Origin of the sequence: Xenorhabdus santafensis, assembly GCF_033949405.1 — a bacterium.
GTDB classification, from domain to species: domain Bacteria; phylum Pseudomonadota; class Gammaproteobacteria; order Enterobacterales; family Enterobacteriaceae; genus Xenorhabdus; species Xenorhabdus santafensis.
Map to the genome: position 1 here is coordinate 1 of NZ_VCDN01000027.1, position 20,792 is coordinate 20,792.

At 43.6% G+C, this 20,792-nt stretch carries 19 protein-coding genes; 5 read left to right on the plus strand and 14 right to left on the minus strand.

The genetic code is table 11. From position 1 onward, the window contains the following. Window positions 1–229: 229 nt before the first annotated feature. The 3 genes from actP to acs all read right to left on the minus strand — a co-directional run bounded on the left by actP (window position 230) and on the right by acs (window position 4,337). A complete protein-coding gene (gene actP, locus FE392_RS08155; protein ID WP_319929735.1) occupies window positions 230–1,891 on the minus strand; it encodes a cation/acetate symporter ActP in 1,662 nt (553 codons plus the stop codon). Beyond that, window positions 1,888–2,199, minus strand: a complete 312-nt coding sequence (locus tag FE392_RS08160; protein WP_319929736.1) for a DUF485 domain-containing protein — start codon at window positions 2,197–2,199, stop codon at window positions 1,888–1,890. The genes actP and FE392_RS08160 overlap by 4 nt, the downstream gene beginning before the upstream one ends. 182 nt (window positions 2,200–2,381) lie before the next feature. Continuing rightward, window positions 2,382–4,337, minus strand: a complete 1,956-nt coding sequence (gene acs / locus FE392_RS08165; protein WP_319929737.1) for an acetate--CoA ligase — start codon at window positions 4,335–4,337, stop codon at window positions 2,382–2,384. A 372-nt stretch (window positions 4,338–4,709) separates the two neighbouring features. On the opposite strand from acs, the gene sodA reads away from it, so the two are divergent. The 4 genes from sodA (at window position 4,710) to FE392_RS08185 (ending at window position 8,064) form a co-directional block, all read left to right on the plus strand. Further along, on the plus strand, window positions 4,710–5,336 hold the full coding sequence (gene sodA / locus FE392_RS08170; RefSeq protein WP_319929738.1) for a superoxide dismutase [Mn]: 627 nt from the start codon (window positions 4,710–4,712) through the stop codon (window positions 5,334–5,336). Window positions 5,337–5,458: 122 nt separating this feature from the next. Next, the gene (locus FE392_RS08175) at window positions 5,459–5,872 is read left to right on the plus strand and encodes an Exc2 family lipoprotein (protein ID WP_319929739.1); all 414 of its coding nucleotides are present in this window, start codon (window positions 5,459–5,461) and stop codon (window positions 5,870–5,872) included. Window positions 5,873–5,986: 114 nt separating this feature from the next. Then, complete coding sequence (gene yiiM, locus FE392_RS08180) at window positions 5,987–6,658, plus strand: 6-hydroxyaminopurine reductase (protein ID WP_319929740.1); 672 nt, start codon at window positions 5,987–5,989, stop codon at window positions 6,656–6,658. 179 nt (window positions 6,659–6,837) lie between these two features. Then, the gene (locus tag FE392_RS08185) at window positions 6,838–8,064 is read left to right on the plus strand and encodes a glycosyltransferase (protein WP_319929741.1); all 1,227 of its coding nucleotides are present in this window, start codon (window positions 6,838–6,840) and stop codon (window positions 8,062–8,064) included. A gap of 79 nt (window positions 8,065–8,143) precedes the next feature. Here FE392_RS08185 and trpS read toward each other — a convergent pair whose 3' ends face one another. From trpS to pilM, 11 genes are all read right to left on the minus strand, one after another. Next, a complete protein-coding gene (trpS, locus tag FE392_RS08190) occupies window positions 8,144–9,181 on the minus strand; it encodes a tryptophan--tRNA ligase (RefSeq protein ID WP_319929742.1) in 1,038 nt (345 codons plus the stop codon). A 4-nt stretch (window positions 9,182–9,185) separates the two neighbouring features. Beyond that, entirely contained in the window at window positions 9,186–9,908 is a 723-nt protein-coding gene (locus FE392_RS08195) for a phosphoglycolate phosphatase (protein WP_319929743.1), read from the minus strand. After that, window positions 9,908–10,582: a ribulose-phosphate 3-epimerase gene (gene rpe / locus FE392_RS08200; RefSeq protein WP_319929744.1), complete on the minus strand. Its 675-nt coding sequence runs from the start codon at window positions 10,580–10,582 to the stop codon at window positions 9,908–9,910. The genes FE392_RS08195 and rpe overlap by 1 nt, the downstream gene beginning before the upstream one ends. Before the next feature lie 60 nt (window positions 10,583–10,642). After that, the gene (gene dam, locus FE392_RS08205; protein WP_319929746.1) at window positions 10,643–11,461 is read right to left on the minus strand and encodes an adenine-specific DNA-methyltransferase; all 819 of its coding nucleotides are present in this window, start codon (window positions 11,459–11,461) and stop codon (window positions 10,643–10,645) included. 85 nt (window positions 11,462–11,546) lie between these two features. Then, window positions 11,547–12,527: an SPOR domain-containing protein gene (locus FE392_RS08210; protein ID WP_319929747.1), complete on the minus strand. Its 981-nt coding sequence runs from the start codon at window positions 12,525–12,527 to the stop codon at window positions 11,547–11,549. Between the two features lie 151 nt (window positions 12,528–12,678). Continuing rightward, window positions 12,679–13,776, minus strand: coding sequence for a 3-dehydroquinate synthase (gene aroB / locus FE392_RS08215; protein ID WP_319929748.1), 1,098 nt, complete (start codon window positions 13,774–13,776; stop codon window positions 12,679–12,681). A gap of 45 nt (window positions 13,777–13,821) precedes the next feature. Next, on the minus strand, window positions 13,822–14,343 hold the full coding sequence (gene aroK / locus FE392_RS08220; protein ID WP_038237472.1) for a shikimate kinase AroK: 522 nt from the start codon (window positions 14,341–14,343) through the stop codon (window positions 13,822–13,824). Between the two features lie 576 nt (window positions 14,344–14,919). Next, window positions 14,920–16,029, minus strand: a complete 1,110-nt coding sequence (gene pilQ / locus FE392_RS08225; RefSeq protein ID WP_319929749.1) for a type IV pilus secretin PilQ — start codon at window positions 16,027–16,029, stop codon at window positions 14,920–14,922. Then, a complete protein-coding gene (locus FE392_RS08230; RefSeq protein WP_319929750.1) occupies window positions 16,026–16,667 on the minus strand; it encodes a hypothetical protein in 642 nt (213 codons plus the stop codon). Before FE392_RS08230 ends, pilQ begins: the two co-directional genes overlap by 4 nt. Then, window positions 16,657–17,205 (minus strand): PilN domain-containing protein, encoded by a 549-nt coding sequence (locus tag FE392_RS08235; RefSeq protein WP_319929751.1) that lies wholly within the window; start codon window positions 17,203–17,205, stop codon window positions 16,657–16,659. Before FE392_RS08235 ends, FE392_RS08230 begins: the two co-directional genes overlap by 11 nt. Then, entirely contained in the window at window positions 17,205–18,053 is an 849-nt protein-coding gene (gene pilM, locus FE392_RS08240) for a pilus assembly protein PilM (protein WP_319929752.1), read from the minus strand. The genes FE392_RS08235 and pilM overlap by 1 nt, the downstream gene beginning before the upstream one ends. A 190-nt stretch (window positions 18,054–18,243) precedes the next feature. Between pilM and mrcA the strand changes: the two genes are divergently transcribed. Next, a complete protein-coding gene (gene mrcA / locus FE392_RS08245; RefSeq protein ID WP_319929753.1) occupies window positions 18,244–20,775 on the plus strand; it encodes a peptidoglycan glycosyltransferase/peptidoglycan DD-transpeptidase MrcA in 2,532 nt (843 codons plus the stop codon). Window positions 20,776–20,792: the final 17 nt, after the last annotated feature.

The window sequence follows — 20,792 nt, forward strand, 5'->3', positions numbered from 1 at the left end:
GAGAAAGCCATCCGGTAACGGATGGCTTTTTTGCATTTGGCAAATTTAAAAAAATCACTTCATGTACTGGTTTCATGGCTGGCTATCACTAGAAACTGTAGCCAGTGATCTCGCCAGCGGTAACATAAGCAATATTCTTCCAACGCCAGCCGGTTCCTGACGGGCGGCTACACATAAAACATAAAGTCCTTTTATTGCCCCTGTATTTACAGCATTCGTATTCAAAAAATTAATGAGCTTTCCCTTGTTCAATTCCAATTCCTGTCTGTGAACGAATAAACTGGCTCCTGAACATTTCTCTTTCCTGCTGTCCCTGTGCCGATGTATCTGTTATTGAAAATAGCCACGCTCCAATAAATGCCACAGACATAGAAAAAAGAGCTGGATATTCATAAGGATAAATTGGCTTTTCATGACCAAGAATACTGACCCAGATTGTAGGGCCAAGGATCATGAGCACAACCGCAGTCAGTAATCCTAATCCTCCGCCAATCATAGCCCCTCGTGTCGTCAGCTTGCTCCAATACATCGACAGTAAAATAATAGGGAAATTACAGCTTGCGGCAATGGAGAAAGCCAGACCAACCATAAAGGCAATATTTTGTTTTTCAAATAAAATACCCAGGCCGATAGCCACAATCCCCAGAATAACAACCGTAATTTTGGAAACTCTTAACTCATCTTGCTCACTTGCTTGACCCTTTTTAATCACATTAGCATAGAGGTCATGTGATACTGCTGAAGCACCTGCCAGCGTCAATCCGGCGACAACAGCCAAAATAGTGGCAAAAGCAACCGCAGAGATAAATCCAAGGAAAAAATCACCGCCAACGGCGTTGGCGAGATGAACAGCAGCCATATTCGTGCCGCCGAGCAGTGCACCGCTTGCATCTTTGTATGCGGGATTAGCGCTGACCAATAAAATCGCTCCGAATCCAATAATGAACGTCAGGATATAAAAATAACCGATAAAACCGGTGGCATAGAAAACGCTTTTGCGTGCTTCTTTAGCGTCACTGACGGTAAAAAACCGCATGATGATATGTGGTAACCCGGCGGTTCCAAACATTAATGCCAACCCTAAAGAGAGCGCAGAAATAGGATCGGATACCAATCCGCCGGGTTTCATGATCGAGGGACCGAGTGAATGCACCGCAATCGCTTCTTTAAACAGAGTATTAAAATTGAAGTTAACGGCTTTCATGACCATTAAAGCCATAAAAGTTGCCCCTGCCAGCAGCAGAATTGCCTTGATTATTTGAACCCATGTAGTTGCCAGCATCCCGCCAAATAGCACATAAAGCACCATTAGAATGCCTACCAGAACAACAGCAATGTGGTAATTCAAACCAAATAATAACTCGATAAGTTTTCCGGCTCCGACCATTTGCGCTATCAGATATAGCGCGACAACAACCAGTGAACCTACGGCTGATAAGGAGCGGATTGGCTGCTGTTTCAAGCGGTAAGAAGCAACATCGGCAAATGTATAGCGCCCCAGATTTCTTAACCGTTCGGCAATGAGAAATAGAATGATTGGCCAACCGACAAGGAAACCAATCGAATAAATCAGCCCGTCATAGCCGGAGGTATAAACTAATGCTGAAATTCCCAGAAAAGAGGCCGCTGACATATAGTCACCGGCAATCGCCATACCATTTTGGAACCCGGTAATTCGGCCACCAGCAGTGTAATAATCTGATCGTGAAATGGTTCGCTTCGAAGCCCAATAAGTAATAAAAAGTGTGAACCCGACGAATAACAGGAACATGACAATAGCCTGAATATTCAAAGGCTGTTTTTCTACATTACCTGAAATAGCTTCTGCTTGAGCCAGCATGGGAAAGAGGGCGGAAAATAGAGGTATTGCAGACAATACAATTCTTTTCATTTTCTCACCTCATTGAGAATAGTTGATACCAGACGATCAAACTCACCATTCGCCCGAATAACATAGATGCCCGTCAATATAAAAGAAACAAAGATAATCCCTACACCTACAGGAATGCCTCGGGTGATGCTGCTACCTTCGTTAATCGGAGTTCCAAGCCATTGAGGGGCAAAAGCAATAAGGAAAATAAAACCAACATAAAGCACTAACATAATGATGGATAGCAGCCATGCAAAATGCCCTCGTTTCTTGATCAATTCCTTAAAGCGGGGATTATTTTCAATCTCTTGATAAATGTCGGCATTCATCAGGGTATCTCCTTGTTGATTTTAAACGACACACCTTGGGTCACATCATTAAGTGCTGGACAAGGGATAGCCGTCACCGAGAGAATCCATGACTATTGGCCATATCCCCTACACAGTTCTGTATTTTTGGTGATACGTTATTCAAGCCGCCTTGCGGCGGCCTATATGTTTTACGAAATGGTTTACGACATTTTTATGGATTGTTTTTCTTCCAGCAGTTTTTCAACAACTCCCGGATCGGCCAGAGTAGAGGTATCTCCTAAGTTACTGGTATCCCCAGAAGCAATTTTGCGCAAAATGCGTCGCATAATTTTCCCGGAACGAGTTTTGGGCAGAGAATCTGTCCAATGGAGGATATCAGGCGTTGCTATCGGCCCGATTTCTTTGCGAACCCAATTTCTGACTTCGGTATATAGATCCGGGGTAGGTTCTTCGCCATGAACCAGCGTGACGTAGGCGTAAACGGCTTGCCCCTTGATATGATGGGGAATACCAACGACAGCTGCTTCCGCAATTTTAGGATGAGCAACTAGGGCTGACTCAATTTCTGCTGTTCCCAGACGATGGCCTGAAATATTCAGGACGTCATCAACCCGACCGGTGATCCAGTAATAACCATCTTCATCACGTCGGGCACCATCACCACTAAAATACATTCCTTTAAAAGTTGAAAAGTAGGTCTGTTCGAAACGTTCATGATCGCCGTATAACGTGCGGGCTTGTGCGGGCCAGGAATCGGTGATGACAAGGTTGCCTTCATGCTCCCCTTCTAAGATCTCACCAGAATTATCCACTAATGCTGGCCTAATGCCGAAGAATGGCAAAGTTGCGGATCCGGCTTTGAGGTCGGTTGCACCTGGTAATGGTGTAATCATGAACCCGCCGGTTTCAGTTTGCCACCAAGTATCAACAATCGGGCATTTACTGTTACCTATTTTTTTGTAATACCATTCCCATGCTTCTGGGTTGATGGGTTCACCGACAGAGCCCATGATACGCAAGGAGGTTCGTTGTGTGCCTTCTATGGCCTTGTCGCCTTCAGCCATGAGTGCTCTGATGGCCGTTGGCGCCGTATAAAGAATATTGACCTGATGTTTATCGATAATTTGGCAAAGCCTATTTACGTCAGGATAGTTGGGGACACCTTCAAACATCAGCGTTGTTGCACCACAAGAAAGTGGCCCGTATAACAGGTAGCTATGCCCGGTTACCCAACCGACATCAGCCGTGCACCAATAAATCTCCCCAGGATGATAATCAAACGTGTATTTGAACGTTAAAGATGCATAGACCAGATAACCGCCGGTTGTATGCAGGACTCCTTTGGGTTTTCCCGTTGAGCCTGAAGTATAAAGAATGAACAACGGATCTTCAGCATTCATCTCTTCAACGGGGAAATCAGAACTGACATTTTCAGTCAGTTCATGCCACCATAAATCACGCCCGTCATGCCAATTGGGAGTATTACCTGTACGTTTGAAGACAACCACATTAGAAACGCAGGTGGCGGCGGAATTATTTAATGCCTCATCGACATTTTTTTTCAGTGGAATGGTACGGCCTGCGCGTAAGCCTTCATCTGCGGTAATAATAAGTTTGGCATTAGAGTCGATAACCCGGCCAGCAATGGCATCTGGTGAGAAGCCACCAAAAATCACGGAGTGAATAGCTCCGATGCGGGCACAAGCCAACATGGCAACTGCGGTTTCTGGCACCATGGGCATATAGATAGCGACGACATCACCTTTTTTGATCCCCAAATTTTTTAAGACATTGGCGAACTGGCAGACGTCACGGTGCAACTCACGATACGTAACATGGCGGGATTCTGTTGGATTATCCCCTTCCCAGATAATGGCTGTTTGATTGCCACGCTCTTCTAAATGACGATCAAGGCAATTGGCACTTAGATTCAGAGTACCATCTTCAAACCAGCGGATGTTGATGTGCCCGGGATCGAAAGACGTATTTTTGACTCTGGTATAGGGTTTGATCCAATCTACAACCTTACCTTTTTCACCCCAGAAACCGTCAGGATCTTGTAGTGACCATTGGTAATCTTGTAGATATTGTTGTTTGCTTATCAGGGCAGTATCTGCGATATCAGCAGGAATCAGATGCTTGATTATTTGTGTCATATTTTTATCTCCTTGCAATTGTTAATACTATGTCAAAACAAGGTTAACTAAAGTGCAAGTGGAATTTTTGTTTCTTTTTTGCGCGGAAGATCACGCAATAAAGAGAATGAATTTCATGGCATGATCATTTAATGCGGTGTGTTTTTGTGAAATAAAATAACAACAAAAAACTAAATGTTGGATTATAAAACTCAATCAGCTGTTTTTGTTTGGATTTTATATCTGATTTAGTAAGAGTTTAAGATGCATAAGGGAATCCATAGTAATGCTATGGGAATTGATAATTATTTTCATTATCATTCAGTTCACTATAATAAATGGACTGCTCACACGAGGTGAGATTGATACATTTTAAACAATTGGAGATATGACATGAGCTATTCACTGCCTTCTCTGCCTTATGCGTACGATGCCCTAGAGCCTCATTTCGATAAGCAAACGATGGAAATACATCACACCAAACACCATCAAACCTATGTCACTAATACGAATACGGCTCTGGAAGCTTTTCCTGAATTAAATAAACTGGATATTGATTCCCTAATTAAGCAGCTTGATAAACTTCCGGCAGATAAGCGTAATTTTGTTCGCAATAATGCTGGTGGGCATTCAAACCACAGCCTGTTCTGGAAAGGGTTAAAACTGGGAACAGAATTAAAGGGCGATTTGAAAGCCGCTATTGAGCGTGATTTTGGAAGTATTGATAGCTTTAAAGAGAAATTTGAACAGGCGGCTGCAACCCGTTTTGGTTCTGGTTGGGCATGGCTGGTACTGAAAGATGATGGGAAGCTTGCTGTTGTATCAACTGCGAATCAGGATAGCCCATTAATGGGTGAGGAAATTGCGGGTGCTTCCGGTTATCCAATTGTTGGCTTGGATGTATGGGAGCATGCTTATTACCTGAAGTACCAAAACCGCCGTCCTGACTACATCAAGGCATTCTGGCATGTTGTAAATTGGGATGAAGCAACAAAGCGTTATGAAGAAAAAATTAAATAATTAATTTAACAGCTTGTTACTGAAATGCTGGTCATTATCGTGATCGGCATTTTTATTTCTCATTATTTTCTTTATTATTTAGCATCTCTTATCTTTCAAAATAAAAGGTGCAATACAATATAATGAAGAAAAATATAATCATGATAGCAACAACCCTTATAGTATCCTCTCTGATGTTCGGATGTGCCCAGATAAATACGAGTGCTGAACGTAATGCCAGAAATTTTATTTATGCTTCTTATGACGATTTTGATCCTAATTTCTATACGCATAAATACAATAGCACCCAACGTCTCATCCCTTTTTTCGAGCAATTCTGGCAACTGGGCAAAAAAGACAGGGTCTCTGGAATGACGCAGGAAGATGCACAACAACGCGTGCGTTACTTAACCAGTGATGAATTTCTGAATACTATTCCGAAACGATCAACGTTTGCGGGTAAAGTTTACAATGAGAGTGTTACGCCAAAATGGACCAAGGCTATGTCTGAAGCCATATCTGCCTCTTATATGGATGGTTATGAAGGTCGGGAGTAACATTTCCTGCACAGAGAGAAAATGCTCCCTCTGTAACATAAAATAAAAGCGAAACTTGCTGCCTCTATCCTGTCAGAGTAATATTTGTACTCGTCTATTGAGAGGGGAACAGTGATGTATTACCTACAGGCATATAGAGGCAAAATAACTTCTTCTGAAAAATGGGGCGCCAGCGCCATTAATAAATTGTTGGTTAATGGCCTCTTACAGTTGACCTCTCTTGGCCTGGAAGGTGATGAACAGGCAGAGAGCCGTTTTCATGGCGGCCCTGATCGTGCACTTTGCCATTATCCTATGGAACATTATCATTTTTGGAAAAGGCAATTTCCTGAATCAACGGAATTATTATCCCCTCCACTTTTTGGTGAAAACATATCAACTGAAGGAATGACAGAAGAGAATGTTTATATCGGGGATATATACCAGTGGAGTGAAGCCTTGATTCAGGTCACTCAACCACGTTCTCCATGTTATAAACTCAACTTTGTGACAAACGTCCGTGATTTTGCTGCAATTATGCAAAACAGTGGGCGTTGTGGCTGGTTATACCGAGTTATCTCACCAGGTTTGGTCAACGCTGGTGAACCGCTAAAGTTATTAAGTCGCAATAGTGACGTTTCTGTCAAGGAAGCTATTTCCATTGCTTTTCATAGCCCATTTGATGAAGAGCAATATCGTCGCTTAATGGGAGCCGCAGGTTTATCTGCCAGTTGGAATCTAACGATGCAAAAGCGTATATCGGGTGGAAGAATTGAGGACTTCAATCGCCGTTTATTTGGGAAATAATTTAGCTCACAAATGATATACCTTTTACCTTTCAAGTTACTGCATAGTTAACTCACTGGCTACTCCTGCTACCTAGTTATTATTTATGCGAAAGAGAATTTGTCCTGTTTCTTTCGCGTATCGCATTCATTAAGAATGAATCTAATTTAGTAATTATTTTAAAATGTAAAGGTTGGGTTATGAATATTCCAAAAAAAATACATTATTTCTGGGTGGGAAATAATATACCAGAAAAGTTTATGGAAAATATCATAAAAATGAAATTAGCAAATCCTGGTTTTGAAGTTCATTTGTGGACAAATAATAATTCATTATTTTTGAATACATTTAGATCTATGACCAAAAGTTTTGGAGAGATATTTGGATGTGAATTTGATAAAATTAGGTATGGTTCTAATGAGGTGCTCATTAGGAATATAAAGGATGCATTTGAATTACTTAATAAAGATCCATTAATATTAATAGGAGCCGCATTAACTAGTGAACCACAAGAAATAAATTTTTTAATTTTGGAGTCATTATTTTATCGTAATATCCATGGATATTATAAGAATTATGCGCTGGCGAGTGATATAGCACGCCTTGTCATTTTATATGTTGAAGGAGGAATTTATTTAGATGTTGATGTGGAATTGAAATTGAATTCGAAAGACCCTATTTCAGATTTATTAAAAACCACAAAAGCTAAGTTTAAAGATAATTGCGCTCCTTTAGATATTGCTTTTGGTGACATAACAGCGGGTAAAGAACCAACGGGTGCTCTAGAAAATAAAGCGTGGGTATATAATAGTTTTGGTGGAAATGCTATAATTGCAGCCCCACCTAAATCAAAAAAGATATTGGCTCTTTTAAGACTTTCTCAAAAAAAATTCAATATAAATAAAAATTATTATGATTTAAATAAAACTTTAAGGCCATCAAATAAACCAAGAAATATTAATTCGCATTATCCATCAAATCCTATTAATCCAGGCAAGCAGATTCAATTAATAAATCTAGCTGATCCTTCCAAACCCATACAAAATAAATCAAATAATCAAAATGGTTTTCCAAATAATCCATATGACAAATATCCACATGGAAATAAAGACACATGGTCTGCTTCAAGAGTAATTCCAGATTTTCGTTCAGATATTACTATAGAGAATACCGGGCCAAAATTATATGAAAAATATTTACGTGATATTGATAAAGATAGGTTACCTAATGAGAAGAGGCCTTCTGCGAAATTTAGAATTGAAGAAAATGACAATCGTTTATTTAGAAAGGTTAATGCAGACAAATCGAATTGGGGAACAGTAGAAAAAAAAGATATTGGGCATACTGATGATGCAGAATTCCCTTCTAGGTCTGGTTTTACTAGTATGTATGACCAGAAAATAAAGCAATTTATGAAGAAATGGTAATGTCGTGTTACAAAAATCGGCAAAAAATAAATGCCAAAGAGTAAATTGATACCCTTTGGCATTATTGATGATCGTTTACTTATGGGTGCGCAATCAAACCTACCGCATTATAGACTTTATCTAAAGTCGCTTGAGCACGAGCCTGTGCCTTGGCTGCGCCTTCTACCATGATTTGGTTGAGTAACGCTTCATCATTACGGAAATGATGATAACGCTCCTGAAGATCAGCCAGCATTTCACATACTGCGTCGGCGACAGCACCTTTCAAATGGCCGTACATTTTGCCTTCAAACTCAGCTTCCAACTCAGGAATAGCTTTGCCGGTGACGCTAGAAAGAATATCCAGCAGGTTGGAAACGCCAGGTTTGTTTTCCAGATCATAACGAACACGAGGCGGCTCTTCAGAATCGGTAACTGCGCGTTTGATTTTCTTAGCCACGGATTTAGGGTCTTCCAGCAGGGCAATCACATTATTGCGGTTATCATCCGATTTCGACATTTTCTTGACCGGATCTTGCAATGACATGACGCGGGCACTACCGCCCTGTGGGATAAAAGGTTCCGGCACAGTGAAGATATCGCCATATAATGCATTAAAACGCAAAGCTAAATCGCGGGTTAATTCAAGGTGCTGTTTCTGGTCACCGCCTACTGGGACTTGATTCGCCTGATAGAGCAAAATATCCGCTGCCATCAAAACCGGATAGTCAAACAGACCTGCATTGATGTTTTCTGCATAGCGGGCTGATTTATCTTTAAACTGAGTCATACGGCTCAGCTCACCGAAATAAGCGTAACAGTTCAATACCCAAGACAACTGAGTGTGCTGTGGTACATGCGACTGAACGAAGATAGTGCTTTTCTTTGGATCAATGCCACAGGCGAGGTAAAGCGCCAATGTATCCAATGTGCGTTTTTTTAGTTCATTGGCATCTTGGCGTACAGTAATGGCATGCTGATTGACGATGCAGTAGATGCAATCATAATCGTCTTGCATTTTAACCCACTGACGTAACGCCCCCATGTAGTTACCGATGGTTAATTCACCGGAAGGCTGCGCGCCGCTGAATACAATAGGTTTTTGGGAGTTTGTTTTGTTTACAGTGGGTTCATTCATTTTGTTACGCTTCCTGTTTTTTCGAAGTAGATAATTGTTTCAAAGTGGATAATCCAATCGTTGGGAGTAAATCCGGGAAATGATCCAAGACATAATTGGGATGGCTTAATGCTATCGATTCTCCGTAGTTATATCCATACGTCAGCCCAACACAAGGGCAACCAGCCGCTTGTGCCGCTAAAATATCATTACGGGAATCACCAACGAAAAGCAATTCTTCTTTATGTAAACCAAACATACCCATTGTCAGATAGAGAGGGGCAGGATGTGGTTTTTTCTCTTTGACATCATCGCCACCCAACACTAATGAAAAATATTCACTGATACCTAATGATTCCAGCAATGGGGCAATAAAAGGGGTTGGCTTGTTTGTGACTATTGCCATCGGCAAGCCGTGTGCTGCCAGCTCTGCCAAGGTCTCTTTTACGTGGGGAAATAACTGGCTGCCCGTAGTGACGCTGACTGCATAGAATTGATCAAACAGTTTGCGAATTTCACTGTGCAGTTCGGGGGAGGCGTCTGCTCCAGCCCATTTCAATGCACGCTCAACCATCACATCTGCACCGTTGCCAACCCAGACAGCAAGGCGTTCTTTGCCGGCAGCAGGGAACCCTTTGGCAACTAAGGCCTGATCCAACGCATCTGCCAAGCCGCCGGCACTGTCAACCAGAGTGCCATCTAAATCAAATGCGATGGCACGGATCGTTTTCACATGTTTATTTGTCATCACGCAACCTTTGATAATTCGCGGCGCATCTCATCAATTACCGCTTTATAATCTGGCTGACTGAAAATAGCAGAGCCAGCGACGAACATATCTGCGCCAGCCTGAGCCGCTTCAGCGATATTGTTGGGCTTGATCCCCCCATCAACTTCAAGCCGGATATCATATCCGCTGTTATCAATAATATTACGTACCTGACGTAGTTTATTCAGTGTTTCCGGAATGAAAGACTGGCCACCAAAACCGGGATTGACGGACATCAACAGGATTACATCCAATTTATCCAATACATAATCAAGGTAGCTGAGCGGAGTTGCTGGATTGAAAACCAATCCCGCCTTACAGCCATGCTCTTTGATGAGCTGTAAAGTTCGATCAACATGCTCGCTCGCTTCAGGATGGAAAGTAATATATGTTGCTCCAGCCTTGGCGAAATCAGGGATAATGCGATCAACCGGTTTTACCATCAGATGGACATCAATTGGCGCGGTGATGCCATAATCGCGCAACGCCTGACAAACCATCGGCCCAATGGTCAGATTTGGCACATAGTGGTTATCCATAACATCAAAATGAACAACATCAGCACCTGCTGCCAAAACTTGAGCTGTATCTTCACCTAATCGGGCAAAATCTGCGGATAGAATGGATGGGGCGATCAGAAAGTCTTTCTTCATTATTATCTTCTCCAATTCATTGTTTATCCCCGTTATTATTTCACGGGCTGGAAACCTCAATCACTTTTGGCAGTATAACGCTAAAAGCTCATCAACCTTACTTCGGGCAAGAATATTTCTACTTATTGTCCGGCGGGCTTTAACAATGTAAAGGGAAGCGTGGTGATACCATTCCCGGGTCATCGGTGTGTCATGATTGGAGATAAGCACCGGAATACTTAGTTGGGATGATAGATAATAGGCTATCTGCGCCAGATTTTCTTGATCCTGAAGATTAAAGTTATTTGTATGGTAGGCAGTAAAATTCGCCGTGGCCGAAAGCGGGGCATACGGGGGATCACAGTAAACAACCGAACCTTTTGGGGCGTTATTTAACGTGTTTTCGTAATGCTGGCAGATAAAAGTCGCTTTTTTGGACTTTTCAGCAAACCAATAAAGCTCATCTTCTGGAAAGTAAGGTTTTTTGTAACGCCCGAAAGGAACATTAAATTGCCCCCGTGAATTATAGCGGCACAGACCGTTATAACAGTGTCGGTTCAGGTAAAGAAACAACAAGCTGCGCCGAAAGGGGTCCTGGCTTTTGTTGAACTCTTCTCTCAGGCGATAAAAATTTTCGGAGGTGTTGAACTCCGATGTAAATAGTGGACGGGCATGACTAATAAATTCATCTGCACGAAATTTTACAGTGTTGTACAGATTGATCAGATCACTGTTGATGTCTGACAAGATGTAAGAATCATAATCGGTATTCAAAAATACCGAGCCTGCGCCAACAAATGGCTCAATCAAGCAATCGCCCGCTGGCAGATGACGCTTAATATCATCCACCAAGGGGTATTTTCCACCGGCCCATTTTAAGAAAGCGCGTTTTTTTTTCATGCCGTCAAATTAGTTATTCAATAATTTCAGAGCCGCAGATTGTACTCTGTTTAGGACAGCATATCAGCGCCTAATAAAAATAGTTTTATTTTTTCAGATCTTGCTGAACTTGTTGTAGTTTTCTGACCCACGGTTTTTTGGCCTGAATCTCCGCAGGGAATGAAGATATGGCCTTTTTAGCATCAGAAACAGTAAGATAGTTACCTTGAATCAAGATAAACCACGTTTTACCATCGCGTTTGGTCTCATAAACCTTATAATTGATAAGGTTATGTTTTTTTGCAAACGCAATCAAGGTATCAGAGCGGCTTGCGCTGCTTAGTTGGAGTGTGAACCGGTTTGCTGGGGCTTTCAGCAAATCACCGCCTGCATCAGCCACATTCTTTCTGTTGGCCTGCTGAGGGCTTGTGACATGCCTGTTTTCTGCCTTCGGCTGGCTTTCTTCTCTTCCTTTATTTTCGATTATTCTCGGTGGTGTCTTCTCAGTCCTTTTCTGTTCTATCGGTTTAGTTTGCTCGATAGGTTTAGTCTGAGATGGCGCCAGATGTTTCTGCACTGAATTATTAATATTACTTTGTTGTTGGTTCAGGGCATCAGAAATATCACCGGGCACTTCTATGCGCTGGTGATAACGGCCAGCCTCATTTCCGGTTGCAGGCGCAAGATCGCTACTTGGTGCACTGCCAATAGAGGGCGGGGGACTGATTTCATGAGTCTTAGGTGCAGCCGCCGTAGGCACAGACGAGTTTTCCTGTCCATTACCTTGAACACTGCCCTCTTGCTCGTTGGTCGATAAAGTAGAAGAACCAGAAAGGTCGATACTTTTTTCGGTTGCATTGGAAGATTGTTGCTTCTCATGATCAGTGGGGGATTTTAAGGCTGAACTGATGGCTATAATCAAAAGCAGCAGCACTAATATGCCAACACCGATCATCATTTGCTGACGAGATACCGCCAGTTTAGGCCGGGAGGATTGGTTTTTAGACCGCGGGGGTCGGCGATCAGAAGTATCAGGTTTAAATTCGTTGTCTGTTTTTTGTTTGTTTTCTGGTTTTAATTCGTCCATATGCCTTCCCCACAGAGATAATTCTGCCAATTGTTATTTAAGAGGTTTGGCAGTCTGACCTAACTAAAACTTCATGAAGTTCTATCTGATAATGTAGCTATTTTATAGTATAACAGCCAGATAATGATTTATTATTCAGATAACCGCGTAGTTAGCTGGTGGTTGGATAACATAGGCGAATCGCTTCCAGTATCACGCCCTGTTCGATATCGGAACGGAGCTTTGCTTCTCCTATCGCTGTAGGCAGCACCAGATGCAATTTTCCCGCAGAGACTTTTTTATCACGCATCATATGGGGTAAATAAGCATCCGGAGCCATTGCCTCAGGGCCGTTGACAGGCAGTTTGGCGCGTTCCAACAGATGGATGATACGCAAGGTATCCTGTTGCGAGAATGTGCCGACAAGCTCAGAAGCCCGTGCCGCCATGACCATACCGGCAGCGACAGCCTGGCCATGCAGCCAGACACCGTAACCCATTTCAGCCTCAATCGCATGCCCGAAAGTGTGGCCAAGGTTCAATAACGCCCGCATGCCACTGCGTTCCTGCTCATCCGCCGCGACAACCATTGCCTTCAGTTCACAGCAGCGACGTATGCAATAGGACATCGCTTGATTATCGAGAGCCAGTAATTTGTCTATATTGTCTTCAAGCCAGCGGAAGAATTCACCATCCAGTATGATGCCATACTTGATGACTTCAGCCAGCCCTGCATATAACTCTTGTGCAGGTAACGTTTTTAAGCAATCGAGATCGACAACAACAGAAGCTGGCTGATAAAAAGCGCCGATCATGTTTTTGCCGAGAGGGTGGTTGACCCCTGTTTTTCCGCCGACAGAAGAGTCAACCTGAGAAAGTAATGTGGTGGGAACTTGGATGAAACGAGTGCCGCGTTGATAGCTGGCAGCGGCAAACCCCGTCATATCACCGATTACACCACCACCGAGAGCGATAAGAGTTGTGTCACGACCATGATTATCTTCCAATAGTGCGGAAAAAATATCGTTGAGCACAAAAAGTGACTTGTACTGCTCACCGTCAGGCAAGATAACTTCATTTACTCGAAGCCCCATTCCCTGCAATGTGGTTTTTACCTGTTCAAGATACAGGGGAGCCAACGTTTCGTTGGTCACTATCATGACCTGTTGACCAGCCTGCAGGGGCTTGAACGCCTCATTGCTGGAAAATAGCCCTTCGGCTATGGTAATCGGGTAACTTCTTTCACCTAACGTAACAGTCACTTGTTCCATATCAGCTTTCGCCTTATCGTTTGCTGCAGTGCGAACTTGCTATAATCAGTTTTTTTCCAATAATTCAATAATTTGATTAGCGACGACTTTGGCGCTTTGCTCATCCGTACGGATAGTCACGTCGGCAATTTCCTCATAAAGAGGATTGCGCTCATCAGCCAAATTTTCTAAAACTTCACGTGCTGGTGCGTCAACCTGAAGTAAAGGGCGTTTTTTATCGCGCTGGGTACGAGCTAACTGTTTTTCGATGGTTGTTTCTAAATAGACGACCACACCACGGGCGGACAGGCGATTGCGGGTTTCTTTTGATTTAACGGAACCCCCTCCAGTAGCCAGTACGATGCCTTGTTTTTCAGTCAGTTCGTTTATTATTTTTTCTTCGCGGTCGCGGAAGCCTTCTTCGCCTTCCACATCAAATACCCAGCCCACGTCAGCTCCGGTACGTCGCTCAATTTCTTGATCAGAGTCGTAAAACTCCATATTGAGTTGCTGAGCTAACTGACGACCAATAGTGCTTTTGCCGGCACCCATAGGCCCAACCAGAAAGATATTGCGTTTCTCTGCCATGTTTTTGGTATTACTAAGACTATTTGTTAATGATAACCCGCCCCGCCAATCAGATTAGCCGCGGGACCTAAACTGAAACCTCATGAGTGAGAATGTGAGATCAGATAGGAAAATTATCTCAGTACATCAACCTGTATTGCAACTATATAAATCTGGCACGAGCCTTTGTGCTTGGCTCATGCATTTGCTGGCTGACTGAAAGCCTATTATCCATAGACTCTTACTTATGATGTTATACCCTTCGTTTTTCAAGTTGCCTCTTTGTTGGCTGCACTCATTCACCCCAGTCACATAGTTATCTATGCTCCCGGGAATGAATTCCTTTACCGCCGAGATGCAACTTGAAATTCATTGGGTATATACCCGTCATTTTTAAAGTTGCAGCTTTGCTGAAACTTAAAATTTACTGGCTATAGTCCGACCTGCTCACTCAATTAGGTAATCCTTGTATGCTAAATTACTCTCAGCGTCAAATCCATAAACAGACTGGATAAAGTAAAATCGCGGGCTATCAGATAAAAAAAGCACAGTTACTTTAATCAACTGATTGATATTTATGCGGTATTTTTTTATTGATTAAATATCGGTCAATTGAGGTGTAATAAAAATTACGAGTTCCCTCCGGCTATGTTGTTCTCCATTTTGATTAAACAATATACCTATCAAAGGAATGTCTGATAGATAAGGGACTTTTTGCTGGCTAATTATTTTTTTCTGTTGAAAGATGCCGCCCAAAATGAGGGTTTCCCCATTTCTGACCGTAACCTGAGTCGCAATTTCCTGTTTATCGATAGCCAGATTCTCATTTCCTCCCTGACTGATAGGAAAACCGGGGGCATTTTGGCTGATTTTCAGTGCGAGCCGAATTTTCCCTCCTTTCAATATATGTGGCGTCACTTCCATGCCCAATACGGCTTCTTTAAACTGGATCGATGTTTTGTCCTTGTTTTGAACGATGTATGGAATATCAGAACCTTGTTTGATACTGGCAGGTTGCTGGTGTGAAGCCGTTAACCTCGGGCTGGCAATAATATCGAGTTGATTTTCCTGTTCCAGGGCACTGAGTTCCATTTCCAGCAGGCTGGCATGAATGCGGGCGGTATTCAGAACCAGCCGATGGCGTTGATTGCCCGCTGGCTGATGCAGATTCAGGCGGTTTAATCCCAGCACCTGATTTAGCGGATCGGAAGTTACCCCCCAATGAATGCCTAATTCATGCAATGCTTCTCTGCTGCTGGTAACAATATGCGCTGTAATTTGCACTTGTTGCTGTGGTGTATCAATCTCTTTCAGCCAGATTTTGATACGGGTAATCGCATCAAACTTATCTTCCAATATCAGGCTGTTTGTAGAAGGATCGTGTTCAACCTTTCCCCATTTTGTTAACAGGGCCGGACTATTTTTCTGCAATTGTTCCGCAACTTGACCGGCATCGGCATATTTCAGAGGGATTGCCTGATATTCGATTTCTTGCTCCTGCTCATTTTGATCTGTTGGGGGAAAATCAGTTTCATCTTCAATTGGGGCTACGGGAGGAAGAAACGGATTCCTTACAGGCAGTTCAAAAGCGGAATTGTCATCAATGTGATTGATATCGCCTTCAATGTCATTGATGCCGCTTTCTATGGCAACGCCAGACATTGGCAATAACAAACTGATCAGCAGGATAAATGAGGGTTTGTTCATGGTTTCCCCCCATGCAAAGAATTTGCTGGTGGGTATGTTTCCGTCAATGCTGAATCAGATGAAGGTGTACCAAACGGCTCTCTATTTGATTCAGCCGCTTCTGATAGAGCGATGCGGACAGTTAATTTCTCCTCATTGGGCGTGATTGTGAGATGTTTAATCAGTAACGGTGGTTGCAATAGCTGAATTTCATTCAAAAAATGGAGAAACTGACCATAGTCCAGCGACAGTACGATATGCCAAAGAACGTGGTTATTTTCTCTGTAAGTTTTCCATTCCATTAGCTGACTGCCAGAGTGTGCGAGTGGCTGATGCAGCCTCTTGAGTATGGATGTATTTTTTGTGGTTCCCATTTCTGTAGATACCGGAATGAAACTGCCTTGGCTGAGCATGGTGGTTATTTGCTGAACCTTTTGTTGGATGTCAGGCATGGAGGGCAATTTGGCAATACGCTGTTGTGACAGCACCACATCATTTTGTTGTTCTGCAATGCGGCCTTGGAGAGCATGGGCTTCATGCTGGCGTTCTTGCCAGATAAAGAAATAAAACCCCGAGAGCAGCAGGATGATAATCAACTGCTGCGCTAAAAATTGTTGCCAGACCGGCCGATGAAACCATTCGAGGTAATTATTGCCCACGGGTTCCTCCCGCCAGCCAATCTGCATCAATGGTAAACACTTTGACCTGATCTTCAATTGTGACCATTTTTTTTAGTTGTACATTGATAAGGCTCGGGTCATTTGCCAAGTTATCCATAAAGTCAGATATTTCCGTATGGTTTTGGCTGTAGGCAGTAAAAATTAATTGCCCGCTGTCATCATTAAATGCGGCCAGCCAGCTTTTTGCTGGCAAAAGATGAGGAAGTTGACGGAATAACTGCAAATACCGTTGATTCTGCTCCATGAAAACCTGCTTTTTCCTTAATCGTTGCGCCAAATCATAGTGTTGTTGTACAGCCTGCTCTGTTTTTTTGATAGATTGCTGTAATTGCGCCAATTGGTGTTTAACATGCACGAATTGTTGGTGATATTGCTCGATTTTGTTTGCCTGCTGCATGGCGAGTAACACCAAAAATAGTGCCCATAACAGAATTTGCAGACCAAGCAGCGCCCCCCATTTCTGGTATCGGAGCTTCAGCTTTTTCTGGCGCCACGGTAAAAAATTGACTTGATGCATCAATGATCATCCGGTCTGATAGCAAGACCTGCGGCGATAATGAACGCATTCATTTTTTCCGGCAGTGGGGGCTGATAATGGCGGAATGCAGTCAAAAGTTGCCATGAGTTTACCGAACTGGTTAGATCTTGGCTGACACATTGTTCTTTTGCAGAATGTTCCGGGCTGTAATAAACCGCATAGCCTTCTGTTTCAGACGTAACCGGCAATTGGCTGATAATGTTCTCCAGATGGAGATGAGGTTGTAATGCTATCAACCCATAGCTGAAAGCGTGGTTGGCAGGTGATACCCATAACCAGTCTGTTGTGCGTTTGTGGATCAACCAACTATTATCAGGAATAGCGGCTTGTCTGGCGGCATAACGTAATGCACAGGGCGCAATATCAATGGCATCAGGGAGTAAATTGATATCCTCCAATAATTTCAGCCAGAGGTTGAGATCTCGTTGGCGGGTGGCGCTGATGCACACTTGCCGGCCATGAACGCGATAGTCCAATGCAAGATCACTGGCGGGAAATTGCTTTTCAGCATTGGCATGAACAAACCAGCCGAGTTCAGGCTCTTGCAATGCTGTCTGACCGGGCAAGGAGACCTGTTTCTGTAAGGTTTGCTGTACAGGGAGTGCCAATCTTAAGCTAATATTTCTAGGTAAAGTTTGCCGCCATTGTATTAAAATGCGCAGTAATTTTTCAGGATGTTGCAGCCGCCCTCCTGAGATAATTTCGTTTGATAAGTGATATTGCCAACAATTCCGCAGTTGCCAGCCATTTCGGCGTTTGGTGGCAGCAAGAGCACAAATGTAATGATCCTGGATATCCAGTCCGATATACCATTTAGACAGATACATGTAGAAGATTTCCTTATCTACTATTTATGAGTTGTTAGTGAAATATGAGTTGTTAGCGAAAAACGATCCTTCATGAAAGATCATATCCATAGCACTGTATAGCCTTTATACTGAATCCCTTATACAGTCCTTTATACTATGTACTGATCGTTTATAAACTGCCCGATTAACATGGCGTGAGAAATTTCAGGTGAAGTTCATAAAGTATTTTTTGATCCTTGTCGTTGTTTGCATTTTATTGGGAACAGCCTCGATTTTTGGTTTATACAAATACATCGAGCCACAGTTACCCGATGTCGCGACGTTAAAGGATGTCCGATTACAGACTCCAATGCAGGTATTCAGTGCTGATGGCGAATTAATTGACCAATATGGTGAAAAACGTCGTTTGCCCCTGGCCTTGTCAGAAATGCCCCCCTTGATGGTAAAAGCCTTTATTGCCACGGAAGATAGCCGTTTTTATGAACACCACGGTGTTGATCCCATTGGCGTCATACGTGCCGTTTCCGTCGTAATGACATCCGGTCAGGCTTCCCAAGGCGCAAGTACCATTACTCAACAGCTTGCGAGAAACTTTTTCCTTAGCCCGGAAAAAACGCTGATCCGTAAGGCGAAAGAAGCATTTTTGGCGATTAAAATTGAGCAACTGTTAACCAAGGATGAAATTCTTGAGTTATATCTCAACAAGATCTACCTCGGTTACCGTGCTTATGGCGTTGGAGCGGCCGCCCATGTCTATTTTGGCAAGTCGGTCAATGAATTGACGCTGAGTGAAATGGCAATGATTGCCGGATTGCCGAAAGCGCCTTCAACACTGAACCCGCTTTATTCTTATGACCGGGCCATTAACCGCCGCAATGTGGTATTGGGGCGGATGCTGGAAGAGGGGTATATCACTCACCGTCAGTATGATGAAGCCAGAGAAGAGAAATTGGTTGCCCGTTACCATGTGCCGCACATTGCTTTCTCAGCCCCTTACCTGACCGAAATGGTTCGTCAGGAGATGATTAACCGTTATGGGGAAAATGCGTATACCGATGGCTATAAGGTTTATACCACCATTACGCGGAAGACCCAGTTGGCAGCGATGCATGCTGTCCGTACCAATGTGATTGACTACGATGTCCGCCACGGTTATCGCGGTGCACAAGAGGTATTGTGGAAAGCCCGCCAACCTGCGTGGAGCCAAACGCAGATTATCGATAAGCTGAAAACGTTGCCGAAGTATGGCCCCTTGGTGCCAGCGGTGGTGATGAAATCCAGTGCCAGTCAGGCAGAAGTCATGCTGGTGGATGGCAGCAAGGTTGAGCTGACTATGGCAGGTGTTCGTTGGGCTCGCCCATTCAAGACGGATAGTTTGCAAGGTGTGCCACCGCGCAGTGTCAATGAAGTCATCCGGGCAGGAGAACAAATCTGGATCAGAAAAGTCAATGATATCTGGTGGTTGTCGCAGATCCCTGAAGTCAATGCGGCATTGGTTGCCATCAATCCGATGAATGGTGCCGTAGACGCACTGGTGGGCGGGTTTGATTTTGAATTGAGTAAATTTAACCGCGTGACGCAATCTTTGCGGCAGGTTGGTTCCAACATCAAGCCATTCCTGTATACCGCTGCGATGGATAAAGGGCTGACATTGGCGTCATTGCTGAATGATGCACCGATCAGTCGTTGGGATGCGGGTGCAGGAACGGATTGGCGTCCGAAGAATTCACCCCCGACTTATGATGGACCAATTCGTCTGCGCCAAGGTTTAGGGCAATCGAAGAACGTGGTGATGGTTCGTGCCATGCGTGCCATGGGCGTGGATTATGCGTCTGATTATCTGAAACGCTTTGGCCTGCCGGGTGAGAATGTTGTTCGTACGGAATCTCTGGCACTGGGTTCTCCTTCGTTTACACCGATGCAGTTGGTTCGGGGTTATGCGGTGATGGCAAATGGCGGCTATTTGGTCGACCCGTATTTCATCAGTAAAATCGAGAACGATGAAGGAAAAATCCTGTTTGAAGCCAAGCCTAAAATTGCTTGCCCGCAATGTACAAACATTCCCGTAATTTACGGTGACACAACACGTTCCATAGAATTGTCTGAAGACTCTATTGAAAATGTAGCCCATTCTGATGTTCCGCAAGATCCGGCTGTGCCACCTCAGTCCGATTTGGAAAGCGTTTCAGAAAATACGAACTTTGACGACCAACAATATGCTCCTCATGTTATCAGTACGCCATTGGCATTTCTGATCCATGATGCTCTGAATACCAATGTTTTTGGTGAACCGGGCTGGATGGGGACAGGATGGCGGGCTGCCCGTGATTTAAAACGTCGTGATATTGGCGGGAAAACGGGAACAACCAATAGCTCGAAAGATGCGTGGTTCTCCGGTTATGGCCCTGATATGGTTGCGACAGTCTGGATTGGTTTCGATGAGCACAGCAAAAGTCTGGGGCGCACACCGGTATTGAAAGGCGAAGGTGGAGCTAAAACAGCCCAGCCCATCTGGGATGATTTCATGAAAGAAGCTCTGGAAGGCGTTCCTGAGAAAATGATGGAAGTTCCTGAAGGCATTGTTTCGGTCACGATAGATAGGTCAACCGGTAAACTATCCAATGGCGGCGGCAATACCCGCAAAGAATATTTCATTGAAGGCACTCAGCCGACGGAATATGCAACGCCGGATGTGGGAACTACGGTGACTGAAAATGGTGAAAGCCACGAATTGTTCTGATTGAGCGTGAAATAGCA

What these genes read in the sequence shown, in the direction of transcription:
- actP (WP_319929735.1), bottom strand. Translation starts at nt 1,891, where the DNA reads ATGAAAAGAATTGTATTGTCTGCAATACCTCTATTTTCCGCCCTCTTT.
- FE392_RS08160 (WP_319929736.1), bottom strand. Translation starts at nt 2,199, where the DNA reads ATGAATGCCGACATTTATCAAGAGATTGAAAATAATCCCCGCTTTAAG.
- acs (WP_319929737.1), bottom strand. Translation starts at nt 4,337, where the DNA reads ATGACACAAATAATCAAGCATCTGATTCCTGCTGATATCGCAGATACT.
- sodA (WP_319929738.1), top strand. Translation starts at nt 4,710, where the DNA reads ATGAGCTATTCACTGCCTTCTCTGCCTTATGCGTACGATGCCCTAGAG.
- FE392_RS08175 (WP_319929739.1), top strand. Translation starts at nt 5,459, where the DNA reads ATGAAGAAAAATATAATCATGATAGCAACAACCCTTATAGTATCCTCT.
- yiiM (WP_319929740.1), top strand. Translation starts at nt 5,987, where the DNA reads ATGTATTACCTACAGGCATATAGAGGCAAAATAACTTCTTCTGAAAAA.
- FE392_RS08185 (WP_319929741.1), top strand. Translation starts at nt 6,838, where the DNA reads ATGAATATTCCAAAAAAAATACATTATTTCTGGGTGGGAAATAATATA.
- trpS (WP_319929742.1), bottom strand. Translation starts at nt 9,181, where the DNA reads ATGAATGAACCCACTGTAAACAAAACAAACTCCCAAAAACCTATTGTA.
- FE392_RS08195 (WP_319929743.1), bottom strand. Translation starts at nt 9,908, where the DNA reads ATGACAAATAAACATGTGAAAACGATCCGTGCCATCGCATTTGATTTA.
- rpe (WP_319929744.1), bottom strand. Translation starts at nt 10,582, where the DNA reads ATGAAGAAAGACTTTCTGATCGCCCCATCCATTCTATCCGCAGATTTT.
- dam (WP_319929746.1), bottom strand. Translation starts at nt 11,461, where the DNA reads ATGAAAAAAAAACGCGCTTTCTTAAAATGGGCCGGTGGAAAATACCCC.
- FE392_RS08210 (WP_319929747.1), bottom strand. Translation starts at nt 12,527, where the DNA reads ATGGACGAATTAAAACCAGAAAACAAACAAAAAACAGACAACGAATTT.
- aroB (WP_319929748.1), bottom strand. Translation starts at nt 13,776, where the DNA reads ATGGAACAAGTGACTGTTACGTTAGGTGAAAGAAGTTACCCGATTACC.
- aroK (WP_038237472.1), bottom strand. Translation starts at nt 14,343, where the DNA reads ATGGCAGAGAAACGCAATATCTTTCTGGTTGGGCCTATGGGTGCCGGC.
- pilQ (WP_319929749.1), bottom strand. Translation starts at nt 16,029, where the DNA reads ATGAACAAACCCTCATTTATCCTGCTGATCAGTTTGTTATTGCCAATG.
- FE392_RS08235 (WP_319929751.1), bottom strand. Translation starts at nt 17,205, where the DNA reads ATGCATCAAGTCAATTTTTTACCGTGGCGCCAGAAAAAGCTGAAGCTC.
- pilM (WP_319929752.1), bottom strand. Translation starts at nt 18,053, where the DNA reads ATGTATCTGTCTAAATGGTATATCGGACTGGATATCCAGGATCATTAC.